This is a genomic window from Rhizobium halophilum, from assembly GCF_021648825.1.
Lineage (GTDB): Bacteria > Pseudomonadota > Alphaproteobacteria > Rhizobiales > Rhizobiaceae > Neorhizobium > Neorhizobium halophilum.
On sequence record NZ_JAKJHS010000009.1, the window covers coordinates 45040 to 57205 of the forward strand.

The 12166-nt window shown below is 63.0% G+C and carries 14 protein-coding genes and 1 pseudogene; 10 read left to right on the forward strand and 5 right to left on the reverse strand.

The genetic code is table 11. The features are described 5' to 3' along the window. Window positions 1–45: 45 nt before the first annotated feature. Entirely contained in the window at window positions 46–1011 is a 966-nt protein-coding gene (locus tag LXM96_RS16310) for a magnesium and cobalt transport protein CorA (protein ID WP_239999617.1), read from the forward strand. A gap of 168 nt (window positions 1012–1179) precedes the next feature. Beyond that, window positions 1180–1599 (forward strand): hypothetical protein, encoded by a 420-nt coding sequence (locus tag LXM96_RS16315; protein WP_239999618.1) that lies wholly within the window; start codon window positions 1180–1182, stop codon window positions 1597–1599. Window positions 1600–1659: 60 nt separating this feature from the next. On the opposite strand, the gene LXM96_RS16320 is transcribed toward LXM96_RS16315, so the two are convergent. Then, a complete protein-coding gene (locus LXM96_RS16320; RefSeq protein ID WP_239999619.1) occupies window positions 1660–2646 on the reverse strand; it encodes an alpha/beta hydrolase in 987 nt (328 codons plus the stop codon). A gap of 107 nt (window positions 2647–2753) precedes the next feature. Further along, the gene (locus LXM96_RS16325; protein WP_239999620.1) at window positions 2754–3152 is read right to left on the reverse strand and encodes a RidA family protein; all 399 of its coding nucleotides are present in this window, start codon (window positions 3150–3152) and stop codon (window positions 2754–2756) included. A 180-nt stretch (window positions 3153–3332) separates the two neighbouring features. Between LXM96_RS16325 and LXM96_RS16330 the strand changes: the two are divergent. Further along, window positions 3333–3931, forward strand: a pseudogene (locus tag LXM96_RS16330) (TetR/AcrR family transcriptional regulator). An 8-nt stretch (window positions 3932–3939) separates the two neighbouring features. Here the strand turns inward: LXM96_RS16330 and LXM96_RS16335 are convergent. Continuing rightward, window positions 3940–4836: a DMT family transporter gene (locus tag LXM96_RS16335; RefSeq protein ID WP_239999621.1), complete on the reverse strand. Its 897-nt coding sequence runs from the start codon at window positions 4834–4836 to the stop codon at window positions 3940–3942. Between the two features lie 161 nt (window positions 4837–4997). On the opposite strand from LXM96_RS16335, the gene LXM96_RS16340 reads away from it, so the two are divergent. The 5 genes from LXM96_RS16340 to LXM96_RS21865 all read left to right on the forward strand — a co-directional run bounded on the left by LXM96_RS16340 (window position 4998) and on the right by LXM96_RS21865 (window position 9072). Then, entirely contained in the window at window positions 4998–5897 is a 900-nt protein-coding gene (locus tag LXM96_RS16340) for a LysR family transcriptional regulator (RefSeq protein WP_262913713.1), read from the forward strand. 71 nt (window positions 5898–5968) lie between these two features. Next, window positions 5969–6319, forward strand: coding sequence for a cupin domain-containing protein (locus tag LXM96_RS16345; RefSeq protein ID WP_239999622.1), 351 nt, complete (start codon window positions 5969–5971; stop codon window positions 6317–6319). 66 nt (window positions 6320–6385) lie between these two features. Then, window positions 6386–6850 carry an L-alanine exporter AlaE gene (gene alaE, locus LXM96_RS16350; RefSeq protein ID WP_239999623.1) on the forward strand — a complete coding sequence of 155 codons (465 nt, stop codon included), beginning with the start codon at window positions 6386–6388 and terminating at the stop codon, window positions 6848–6850. Window positions 6851–7186: 336 nt separating this feature from the next. Next, window positions 7187–7867 carry an MCP four helix bundle domain-containing protein gene (locus tag LXM96_RS21860; protein ID WP_394801978.1) on the forward strand — a complete coding sequence of 227 codons (681 nt, stop codon included), beginning with the start codon at window positions 7187–7189 and terminating at the stop codon, window positions 7865–7867. Next, the gene (locus LXM96_RS21865; RefSeq protein ID WP_394801983.1) at window positions 7777–9072 is read left to right on the forward strand and encodes a methyl-accepting chemotaxis protein; all 1296 of its coding nucleotides are present in this window, start codon (window positions 7777–7779) and stop codon (window positions 9070–9072) included. Before LXM96_RS21860 ends, LXM96_RS21865 begins: the two co-directional genes overlap by 91 nt. A 147-nt stretch (window positions 9073–9219) precedes the next feature. Here LXM96_RS21865 and LXM96_RS16360 read toward each other — a convergent pair whose 3' ends face one another. Further along, a complete protein-coding gene (locus LXM96_RS16360) occupies window positions 9220–9828 on the reverse strand; it encodes a TetR/AcrR family transcriptional regulator (RefSeq protein WP_239999624.1) in 609 nt (202 codons plus the stop codon). 117 nt (window positions 9829–9945) lie between these two features. Here LXM96_RS16360 and LXM96_RS16365 point away from each other — a divergent pair, with 117 nt between their 5' ends. Continuing rightward, on the forward strand, window positions 9946–11004 hold the full coding sequence (locus tag LXM96_RS16365) for an NAD-dependent epimerase/dehydratase family protein (RefSeq protein WP_239999625.1): 1059 nt from the start codon (window positions 9946–9948) through the stop codon (window positions 11002–11004). Window positions 11005–11228: 224 nt separating this feature from the next. Then, window positions 11229–11651: a helix-turn-helix transcriptional regulator gene (locus LXM96_RS21750; RefSeq protein ID WP_239999626.1), complete on the forward strand. Its 423-nt coding sequence runs from the start codon at window positions 11229–11231 to the stop codon at window positions 11649–11651. A 94-nt stretch (window positions 11652–11745) separates the two neighbouring features. Here LXM96_RS21750 and msrB read toward each other — a convergent pair whose 3' ends face one another. Further along, window positions 11746–12156, reverse strand: a complete 411-nt coding sequence (msrB, locus tag LXM96_RS16375) for a peptide-methionine (R)-S-oxide reductase MsrB (protein WP_239999627.1) — start codon at window positions 12154–12156, stop codon at window positions 11746–11748. Window positions 12157–12166: the final 10 nt, after the last annotated feature.

The following is a 12166-nucleotide window of genomic DNA, read 5'->3' on the forward strand; positions in this document are numbered from 1 at the left end:
CTCCTATGCTCACCCAAGGAATGAACACTCGGATCAAGGACTTTCATGACCCTTATCGCCTCCTACGTCTACCGCGGCGGCAAGCGGAGCGAGCCGGTCGCCGTGGAGGGGACCCCTCCCGCGCTCGGCCCTGAGGATTTCGTCTGGATCGGCTTGCACGAGCCGGTCGCCAGCGAGATTGAGGGTTTGGCGAAAACATACGGTCTTCATCAACTTGCGGTCGAGGATGCCCTGAAGGCGCATCAGGTGCCGAAGGTGGAGATCTACGGCGAGCAACTCTTCGTTGTCGCTAAGACCGCCCATCTCGAGGGCGACAAGATCCGCTACGGCGAGACCGCGATCTTCGTTGGCCGGCAGCACATCATCTCGGTGCGCCACGGTTCGGCGCGGGGCCATACGGAGTTGCGTTCGCAACTTGAAGCATCACCCCAGTACCTCGCGCAGGGACCGGACTACGTTCTCCATGCGATCCTCGATTTCATCGTCGATGGCTATCTTCCGGTGGTCCAGGAAACAGAGGACAAGGTGCTGAAGATGGAAAAGCACATGCTCGCCTCCTTTCTGGAGCGCGAGCAAATCCGGCGATTGTTTCGCCTGCGACGCCAGTTGATCCTGTTTGGTCGCATCCTGGGCCCCATGTCGGATGTCACAGGCAAGCTCGTGCATCTCGATCTGCCCTGCATCGATGAGAACGCCAGGCCCTTTTTTCGCGACGTAAACGATCACGTCCGCCGGGTCGAGGGTATGGTGGGTGGCCTGCGCGAAGTGATCACCTCGGTTTTCGAGGCCTCCAACCTCCTGGAACAGCAGCGGCAAGGGGCCATCACCCGACAGCTGGCGTCCTGGGCAGCCATTCTCGCCGTCCCGACGGCCATTGCCGGCATCTACGGGATGAACTTCGAGAACATGCCCGAACTGACCACCCGCTATGGCTACTATGTCGTGCTGATCGTCATCTTTGGCCTCTGCGCCCTCCTTTATTACCGGTTCAAGAAGACCGGCTGGCTGTGAGGGCGCGTCGGATGAGCAGCGCCAAGCACAACTCGCAGGTTTTGTTCTTGGATTTGACGAACATCAAATAGCAGCAAGGCGAATTTGCCTATTGTCAATTCCAGAGCGGGTCGTGAACCCGCTCCTAGAAAAGGACAAGGCAATGCAATCCCCTTCCTGACCTTCGGCATGCCGCGCGATGTTTTCATCCCGATGGCCGGCGTCGCTGAATTCACGATGGGTTTTGGCCTGCTCTGGACCCCGCTCGTGCGCAGGCTTTCGGCCGTCGCGCTGTTCGTGATTTTTAATGCCGCCGTCTACCCCTTCGGCCGCATCGACCTCATCGGACATGCGCTGATCATGGCGGTCATCGTCGCCATCGCTGCCGACCACACTCGCGAGATCTACTTCATGCCATGGCTGAAGAAGGCGGTGGCAGGCGTGCCCGCCGGTCTCGCAGCAGCTCTCGTGATCTTCGTCACGGCCTATTGGGGCCTGCACATCTCGATCTATGGCCCCGGTGGTCGGCCCGAAGCGGCAGCCGAACGCCTGACGCATGTGCCGAACCCCGACCATCCACACGGACGCGACATTCCTCCCGTCCACTAAACACCAGGCGATCGAGGCGCCGCGGATCCAGCCGCGGCGCCTTCTGATTCCGATCACGGCCTAATTCTGATCCGGCGGCTCCAGCCATCCGTTGATCGTCTGGCGCACATGGCGGTGCGCCTTGCGCGCGATTGCCAGGGGCAACCGGTCGAAGCCATGCACGCCTTCAGGCACCGCAACAAATTGCACATTGCCGTTTGCCGCGTTCCATCGCTCAGCCATCCGGACACTGTCGCCGAAGACAGGATCCAGTTCACCTGCGATGAATAGGGCAGGTGGCAGACCCGCAAGATCCGCGTAAAGCGGCGAAAGTTCTGGGTCGCGCCGTTCCTCGTCCGTCAGTCCCGGCGTCAGGCGCAAGAGGTTGTGATAAGCCGCCTGCCCGTCGATCAGCAGTGTCCTGTGCGATGACGCGCGAAGATTCGGTGCTCCGGCCATGTCATAGGCGCCATAGAAGAGCACTGCGCCAGCAAGCCTCGTCGGCGGCTGCAACTTGCGCAGGTGGAGCAGCGCGCAGGCGGCGAGATGGGCGCCCGACGACTGGCCGGCGACGATGATCCGTCCTCCGACAAGCTTGCTGGCGGTCGATACCGCCCAGTCTGCCGCCTTATGCGCGTCGGCAATGGCGAGGTCCAGCCTGTCGTCCAGAGCGAGGTGATGATCGACGCTCGCCACCAGAAGCCCGCACTCGCGCGCGATGCTGCGGTTAATCCTGTCGTCGAAGCGTGGTGTGCCCATCACCCAGGCGCCGCCGTGAAAGGTGAGGTAGAGGCCGCGCGGCGGCACTTTCGGGCTGATCAGTCGCAGCCGCAGAGGCCGCTCGCCTTCATCAATCAGGCGATCCTCGACGACAAGATCGCTGTCGCGGACGAAGGGCCGGAGCATCACGTCCCAGGCCCTCAGCAGTGTCTGGATCAGCCGTGCATTGTAACGCCGGTCTGTTCGGTACCGCGGTATCAGCCTCAGCAGCCGGTTGAAACGTTCTGCCTGCCGGATCTCCCGTTCGTCGAACTTCACGGTCATGAAGACATGCCACGCTTCACTCACACCCGCGTCCAGTTGCGCTCACGATGCTCTCCCATCAGAAGGTTCCGCCTGAAGCGCTTGCTTAACCTCAGGCGGTCCGGGAAAGTTCCGTGCGCGCAACAGCCCTCCTAAGCAGCCTGCGGAATCCGCGCGATGACCTTGATCTCGAAGTCGAAGCCGGCGAGCCAGTTGACGCCGACTGCGGTCCAATTGGGGTAGGGCGCGTCGCCGAAAGCTTCCAGCCGGATCGGCTGGATGAAGGGGAACTGGTTTTCCGGATCCGTATGGAACGTGGTGACGTCGATGATGTCGTCGAAGCTGCACCCGGCGGCGGCCAGAACATTGCGAAGGTTGTCGAAGGCAAGCTGCACCTGCCTGGCGAAATCCGGTTCGGGCGAACCGTCGTCGCGGCTGCCCACCTGTCCGGAGACAAACAGGAGGTCGCCGGAGCGGATCGCTGCGGAATACTTGTTGATGTCGTAGAGAGACTGACGGCCTGCCGGGAAAATAGCGTCGCGTTTGCTCATGGGAAGCTCCTCTGGATGAACGGCAGAAGCGCGCACCCGGAAGAGCGGCAACCGGGTGATCATCTGCCGGGATGATCTTGTCACGGGCGTAGAAGCGAAACACATACGCTCCGTATGTGAAGATAATTCATACGCACCGTATGTCAACTAGCATACGAGACGTATGTAGTGGAGGACTTGATGGCAGGTAGGCGACGGGCCGAAATGGTGGAGGAAACGCGGGCGAAACTCATTGCCGCGGCGCGCAAGGCGTTTGCCGAAAAAGGGTATGCTGGGCTTCCATGGACGAACTCACCGCCGAGGCCGGTTTGACCCGCGGCGCCCTCTACCACAACTTCGGCCACAAGAAGGGTCTCCTCCAGGCGGTGGTCGACCAGATGGATGCCGAAATTGTCGGGCGCATGCGCGCGGCCGGCGAGGCGGCACAAAGCCGGTGGCAGGGTTTCTTGGACGAAGGTCTTGCCTATATCGAGATGGCGCTTGAGCCTGAGATCCAGCGCATCATGCTCCTCGACGGACCAGCCGTGCTCGGCGACCCGTCCCCATGGCCAAACCAGAACGCCTGCCTGGTGACCAGTACCCGAACAATCCAGTCGCTGATCGAGGAGGGGACGGCAAAGCCTGTCGATGCCGAAGCCGCCGCTCGGCTGATCAACGGGGCGGCGCTCAACGCGGCGCTGTGGATTGCGGCTTCCGAGAATCCCCTCGCCACGCACGACAGAGCGGCGGACGCGTTCCGGCAACTGGTCAGCGGCCTGCGGCGCGCCGACGGCGGCTAGGGCGGGGCTCAATCCCGAGATGTCATCCAGACGCCAATGAGGGTCACCGCCAGTCCGGCAAACATGGCAATGGTCAGCGGCTCGGAAAACAGCGCCCAGGCCCACAGCATGGTGACCGGCGGGCTGAGATAGATCGCGGCGCTCACCTTGGCGACGGGAAACATCCGTAACGCCGTGTAGTAGATGCCATAGGCCATGAAGGTGGCGACCAGCACGAGCCAGGCCATGCCGATGGCAAAGCCGGTGGTGAGCGGTGGGGCGAGGCTTCCTTGCCACAGCGCGCACAGCCCGAACAGCATACACCCTGTCAGGCTATGGATGCACAGGCTCTGGTGCACCGGCATCGGCTCTGTGCGCCGACGCCTGTAGATCACCGAGGCGAGGGCGAAGATGAGCATGGAGGCGACCGTCACACCATAGGCCCAAAGTGGCGCCGTGCCGAAACTCAGGCTGTCGAAGGAGACGATCGTGACGCCGATGACGGCAATCGCCGTTCCAAGCCATTGCCGCGCGCTCAACCGCTCGCCGAGAATCGGCTGGGCAAGGGCGGCAATCGCCAGCGGCACCAGATCGGAAATCAGCGCCACCAGCCCCGTCGGCACCCGCTGCTCGATCGCCAGCGCAAAGCCGCCGAGATAAAGGAAGACCGACATCACGCCGAACAGCATCTGGTCGCGGATGCCCCGCCACCGCATCTTCGGCCCGATCAGAAGGGCGAAGGGGAGCAGAAGGACGCCGGAAAGCAGCGTGCGCCAGAAGAGCAGCAGCGCGACGCTTGCCTCTTCGCTCGCATAGCGGATGCCGACGAAGCCGGAACTCCAGCCGATGATCAGGAGCATTGCCATCAGTGGCCAGAGCAGCCTGCTGGTTTTGGGTGTCGGCGATAAGAGAGCCTGTTCGGTCATGGGGGCCTCGTGCGGCAAGGAAGGAGGCCATTGTCTAGTCGAGCACCTTTGCGCCATCACATGACAAATTTCGATGAAATCATGATGTGGCCTTAGGATCTGTCATTTTGGGTTGTCAGTGCACAGGTCGTACGTCATGCTTCGGCCAGAGGAGATCGCGGATGAACGCAGTGAGCGACCTGAACAACCGGCGGCTGGAGATCGATGCGCTTCGGGTGCTGTCGGCGGTTCGCCATCACGGCGGCGTCACCCGCGCGGCCGAAGCGCTGGGGCTGTCTCAGTCGGCCGTGAGCCACAAGATCCGGCGGCTCGAGACGAGCCTCGGCTGCGGCCTGATGAACCGCCGCCCCGGCGCGCCGACCTTCACGGAGGCGGGAGAAGATTTGCTCGACTATGCGGCACGCATCCTCAGCCTGCATGACGAGGCGCTGCTCAGCCTGTCGAAGACGACGCTTGCCGGGCGTCTTGTCCTGGGCCTGACAGAGGATACCACCTGCAGCGATCTTGCCCGCATCCTCGGCCGCTTCCGCCGGCTGCATCCGCAGGTCTCGGTGCGCACGAAGGTCCGCATGAGCTTGGTATTGCGCGCGATGCTGGACGAGGGAGAGGTCGATGCCGCCATCGTCCAGGTCTTTGCCCATGAAGTCCGTCCGTCGGATGCCGTCCTGTTTCGCGAGCAGCTCCACTGGGTGAAGCATCCGAACCTCGAGCTGTCGCCGGAAAAGGGTATCCCCTTTCTCTCCTTCGATGACGACTGCTTTTATCGGCGCTGGGCCTTCGATATCGGCCAGGACGGCGGCGTGATGCTGGAAACGGTGTTTGAATGCTCAAGCTCGGCCGGCATCGTCTCCGCCGTAGTGGCAGGCCTCGGCGTGGCACTGCTGAACGAGCGCCACCTGCGGCCGGAGATGGAGATTCTCAAGAACGGGCTGCCCCAGCCCCCTGAACTGGCCTACGTGCTGCGGCGTGGCCGCAAGGTCCGTAGTCCGGCGCTCGACACGCTGGTGGCCGAGATCGAGAGCGGCATCAGTCGCCAAGGCGGGCTTGTGCTTGCAAGTTGAAACAATTGCTGAACCGCGCGGGGCTTCACGCGTTGACAGCGACAACGCGTCTCGCAGCATGGAGAAAGCCGATGCATGTCAGCAAGTTCGCAGTCTCAGATGCAGAATTCGAGCGTTCGCCCGGCCAGGAGGGCGACATCTTCGCCGGGAACGTGGTGGACCAGCGCCATGGCGGCCCCGTGACGATCGGCTTCGGCCGCTATGGACCCTTCCAGAGCCTGGAGGAGACCGTGTCCGTGCACGACACCATGATGGTGATCGAGGGGCGGCTGACGGTTACAACCGACGACGTGACGGTCACCGCCGGACCTGGCGAACTCATCTACATGCCGCAGGGAGAGAAAGTCACCATCCGCTCCCATGAAGAGGGCGCAGTCACAGCCTATGTTACCTATCCGCATTGGCAGGAGGCGAGAGACTGAGCCCTCGATCAGTCGCCTCGCCCGCGGCAGGCGTCCTCCAAAGCGTCAGCACGACCGGCACCACTCATGCCTGACCCCACGGCAGAGCGTAGCCTCCGCTGGCGAAATTTTTTCGCAGATACGCTGGCTTTGATGGCCTTCTTCACCGCAACCGGCATCCTGAACGAGCGCTTCATCGCCGGCATGACGTGGGAGGAGGTCTTTCATGCCCGACTTCTTGGTGCCGTGCTGATGGTGCCGTCCGGGCGTCCTTACGGCCTCTGGCGAGACTGGATCATGCGCCGCGCCGGCGACACGAGGGTGTCGCAGCTCGTTTGGGATACGGTTGCGCTGATGAGCTTTCAGGTGCCGATCTACGCCACCATCATCGCTGTCAGTGGAGCCTCCGGCGGCGGTCTTTTGCGCGGCACGCTCGGCGCCGCCGTCATGATGCTCCTGCTTGGGCGCCCCTACGGGGCCTTCCTCAACTGGGTGCGCTACCTGTTCGGCTTGCCGCCGGGCGGGGAGAAGCCGATGTCGTTGAACAGCTGACCAAGGGTAAGAGCCCTTCATCCTCCACGGGGCCCGGGGCTATGGGCGACGTGTCTGACCCTTCGTTAACTATCAATAGGTAAACAGCTGATCCCGCTCCACTTTTAGCGGTTGCGCCCACTGCTCCTCCCCGGTCGGCATGATGACGACACGCTTCTGAACCGGTCAGCCCCGCATGAGCGTTGCCGCTCACCCACCGTGAGATCATGATGAATCGTTCGACCTTGTCTCTTAAGACGTCCCTGATCGCTGTCATCTCTACCCTGCTTTTGCTGCTCGCCGGCCAAGGCCCTCTACGCTCTCTGGACCGTCGAGGGCATCTTCGACGACGTGGAAATGCTCGCCCAGAACTCCGTCCCGAGCGTCGATATCACCAACAAGATCAACACTTCCCTTGCCAATATCAGGATCAACGAGAACCAGCACGTGCTGGCCCAGACGCCGGCTCAGATGGATCGCGCCGAGGAACTGATGAAGCAGGATCTGGACAAGCTGAAAGAGCGAATGGCTCGCTACGAAAGCTACCCGTCCTCGCAGGATGAGAAGACGGTCTATGCACAATTCAAGACGGAGCTTGGCGAGTTCTTGCAGCTTCACGACCAGATCATCCAGCTCTCCGCCGCCGGAGAGAAGGAGAGGGCCGCAACGCTCCTCAACGAGGAAGGGCGCATTGCCTACAATGAACTGGATACACGGGGCGAAGAAGTCCGCGCATTCAGCATGAACGCCGCGAAGGCAAGCTTCGAGAAGAGTGCCGCAGCCTTCCAGTCCGCGCAGGCAGTCACCATCACGCTGCTGGGCCTGGCCTTTGTGGCAGGCATCGGCGCGATATTCTTTGCGGTTCGTGGCATCGCCCGCCCGATCAACAGCACCACGGAGGTGATGCGCAAGCGCGCAAGCTCGCCCAGGGACAGCTGGATGTCGAGATCCCGTACACGCAGACGCAGAACGAGATCGGCGAGATGGCCCGCGCCGTCGAAGTCTTCAAGCAGAACGGCATCAAGGTGCGTGACATGAACGCTCAGGAGGCTGCCCTGCGTTCGAAGAGCGCCGACCTCCAGACGAGCATCGGCACGGTTGTTTCGGCCGCCGCCGCCGGCGATTTCTCCCAGCGCATCACCAAGGACTACGAGAACGACGACCTCAACCGCTTCGCCCGCGGCGTCAACCAGCTCGTCGAGACGGTCGACACAGGGGTCGCGGAGACCCGGCGCGTTCTCTCGGCCCTGGCGGAAGGTGACCTGACCCAGAGCATGAACGGCAACTTCCAGGGAGCGTTCGCGGAACTCCGCGACAACGTCAACGCCACCATCGCCAACCTGCGTTCCGCTCTCGAAGAAGTACGCACTGCGGTAGAAACGATCAATTCGGGCGCGGGCGAGATGCGTGTCGCCTCCAACGATCTGTCGAAGCGCACGGAGCAGCAGGCGGCTTCCCTTGAGGAAACCTCCTCCGCGCTCGAGGAGATCACTGTCGCGGTGAAGACCTCGACCGAGCGGGCCGTGGAATCGAGCCATGTCGGGGATGAGGCACGCCGCAGCACGGAAAAATCCGGTGTCGTGGTCAATGATGCCGTGCAGGCGATGGGCCGGATCGAGCAGGCGTCGGCGGAGATCGGTCAGATCATCAACGTGATCGACGAGATCGCCTTCCAGACCAATCTGCTGGCGCTCAACGCCGGTGTTGAGGCAGCGCGCGCCGGAGAAGCCGGCAAGGGCTTTGCCGTCGTCGCACAGGAGGTCCGGGAGCTTGCACAGCGTTCCGCCAACGCTGCCAAGGACATCAAGTCCTTGATCTCCCGCTCCGGCGAGGAGGTCAATTCCGGCGTCAAGCTCGTGACTGAAACCGGCCAGGCGCTGCGCCAGATCGAGGAGCACGTGACCAAGGTCAACGGCTATGTCCATTCGATCGCCCAGGCGGCAAAGGAACAGTCGACGGGGCTTGCGGAAGTCAGCGTCGCCGTCAATCAGATGGACCAGGTGACGCAGCAGAACGCCGCCATGGTGGAGGAGTCGACCGCCGCCATCAACCGGCTGGCAGAAGAGGCGCAAAGCCTCGCCCGCCTCATCACCCACTTCCGCCTGGCGGCTTCTGACGGCCCGCGGGCTGTGCGCAACGATGCCGCCCCGGTGCCCTCCGGCGCCCAGGCGCTTCGCCAGAAAATCGCCAGCAGCTTCTCCCGCGGCAATGCGGCGGTCGCACAGGACTGGCAGGAGTTCTGAGGTTGTTTCAAGAGACTGACGTATAGGGAAGGGGCGGGGTCTGATACCTCCGCCCCTTTTCACGTAATGAGGCTGGCTCATCGATGATCGCGATGCGGCATCGTTCGCGGCACGCTTGCGAGTGGGGGATGGAACTGTCTCGGTAGACTAGGTGCCGGGTCGGGTGGTCGCCGAGAATGCCGCGACGAGCATATCGACCACCGCCTGAAGTCTTGGCTCCATGTCGAGACCGGCCACGACAGCCTGCTCCACATGCGCGGGATGGACGAAGACGGTGACCGCGTCGCGCACCACGCCGGCGGCGGCGTCAAGGTTCCCAATGCGGAACTCGCCCCGCGCACTCCCATCCTCCAGCACCTGCCGAACGAGCGCAGTCATGCGTCGCGCATAGTCGGCCACGAGGTCGGGGCGCTCCACGAGAATCCGGCGGTAGAGACCGTGGATCTCAGGGTCGTCCCCGAGCTTGGCGCGCTTGCTCCGATGAAGCGCAAGAACGAGGCCACGCAGCCGTTCCGCCGCTGAACCATCGGAATTGACGAAACGGGACGTAAGTTCCGCCTCCTCCGCCATCGTCCGGGCTGCAAGGGCATCAAAAATCTCCGCCTTTGATCCGAAATGCCGGTAGATCGCCGAATGAGAGACACCCATGGCCTTGGCGATGTCGACCACGTTGGTCTTGGCCTCGCCGAAGCGGCGGACCTGCTCGGCTGCCGTGTCGAGAATGCGGTCACGATGATCTGGCGCGTCGTTCGTCATAGTCCGCTTGTAATCGACATGGCATATAACGGCAACATGTAACAGATTTCATATTTTGTATTGTGTATTTTGTCGTTGCGTGGCAACCTTAGAACGGACCTCACCCGGGAGAACGTCATGAGCCCTGTTCATAACCTGCCCCGCCGCGCGCTTGTAACCGGAGGATCCGGTTTCGTCGGTGGACATCTCATCCGCCGCCTGCTGTTGGACGGCTGGCACGTCCGTGCGCTCGCTCGTAGCGCCGAAGCGCGGGCGCAGGTTCAGGCGCTCGGCGCCGAGCCGGTTGAGGGCGACCTCATGGACCGTTCCGCGCTGGCAAGCGCGATGGAAGGGGTCGAGGTGGCGTTCCACGTCGCGGCGCATTTCAAGCTCTGGGGGCCGTTGTCCCAGTTCCGCCGGATCAACGTCGAGGGCACACGCAACATCGTCGAGGCAGCCGAGCGGGCCGGGGCGCGCCGCATCGTCTACGTCAGCGCCGCCGCCGTCGTCATGGGTCGACCCGAACCGATGCATGGCGTGACCGAAGACGTTCCGCTGCACAAGATGTCGTTTGCCCCCTATGCTGCATCCAAAGCCGAAGCGGAAAAGGTGCTGCTGGCCGCCAATGACCGTCGTACAGGCCTTTCCACGGTGGCCATCCGGCCGCCATTCATCTGGGGTCCGGACATGCCGGCGCTTGACCACATGGTCGAGACCGTCCGCGCCGGGCAGTTTCAATGGGTCGCGGGCGGCGGACAGGCGCTTTCCACCTGCCATGTCGACAACCTCTGCCACGCGCTGATTCTGGCCGCCGACCAAGGGACAGGCGGAGAAGCCTTCTTTGTGAGCGATGGCGAAGACACGACACTGAAGTCCTTCCTGACACGTCTCCTGGGCAGTCGCGGCGTGACCGCCAAGGATCGCTCCGTGCCGTTCGGTGTCGCCTGGGCGATGGCCGGCGTCATGGGCGCGGTCTGGCGGATCTTCCGCCGCGAAGGCGAGCCGCCAATCACCCGGCAGATGCTGCGGCTCATCGGCAAACCTTTTACGATCGACATCAGCCGTGCGCGTCATCAACTCGGCTACGCTCCGGTCATCTCACCGGCTGATGGCATGCGCCGGATGCAGGCGAGCGGAGCCTCTCCGGCTGAAATGGCACCTGGCAACAATCCGCAAAGCCGAGTGGCCGCGTCATGAACTTTCGGCGGCGTCTCCATGCGCGGATGCCGGCTCGTGACGCCGCGTCGCCTTAATCCTGCGCGGAAATGAGACGGCTTTAATGGGCGGCGGCAGCGGCTTCGCCGGTGGTAGCGCTGCATTCGTTCTCGATGCGCTTTCGAAATATCTGCGCACCGACTGGACGTCCTCCACCGCCGAGGCAGTCGCAAGGACGCTGAGCGCTCTGAGGAGGGAGGCCGCCCGTGCGGAAGTTCGCTCATTGCCGAGCGACTGGCAGAATTCTGGTGATCGCTGCTGTCCGCGCCTTCGTGGCCAGCAGTTCGACGACCAGTGTGGGGTGGATCACCGCACTGGCGGATCCCCGCGTCGGCAAGGCGCTCCGGCTGCTACATGCCGATGTCGCCTACCGCTGTACCGTGCCGATGCTGGCGTCGGAGGTCGGCATGTCGCGATCGGCCTTCTCGCAACGCTTCACCGAGCGTGTCGGCCGCCCGCCGCTCGATTACCTCACCCGCTGGCGCATGGTTCTGGCGCAGCGAAAGCTGAACGCCGGCGAAACCGTCGCGGCTGTCGCCTCCGCTGTCGGCGATAGCGCGCAAAGCGCCTTCGCGCACGCCTTCAAGCGAACTCTGGGGCGGACACCGCAATCGGATGAGGGTTTCTAGGTCTTCGGCCGATGCCCAATGTGACCGGCAGAAGTGCTTGATGGTCTCCCGCCGGCTGCAGACGCCAGCACGGCTAGCGCCGATGGCGCCGCCCTTACTCCAATGGCTCGAACACCATCGAATGGCCGTTGATGCAATAGCGCAGTCCCGTCGGCGGGGGGCCATCGGGAAAGACATGTCCGAGATGGCCACCGCAGTTGGCGCAGCGGACTTCCGTGCGGACCATGCCGAAAGCCGTATCCCGGTGCTCGGTCACGGCGCCCGGCTTTACCGGCTCGAAGTAACTGGGCCAGCCGCAGCCGGCGTCGAACTTCGTATCGGAAACGAACAGCGGCTCGTCACAGGCGGCGCAGTGGTAAATACCCTTGTCCGTGCTGTCCCAGTAGGGCCCGGTAAAGGGCCGCTCCGTCCCATGCTCGCGCAAGATCCGGTATTGCTCCGGGGTCAGCTGCTCGCGCCACTCGGCTTCGGTCTTTTCGATGCGTGGTTTCGTCGCGTCTGACATGCAAAGTCCT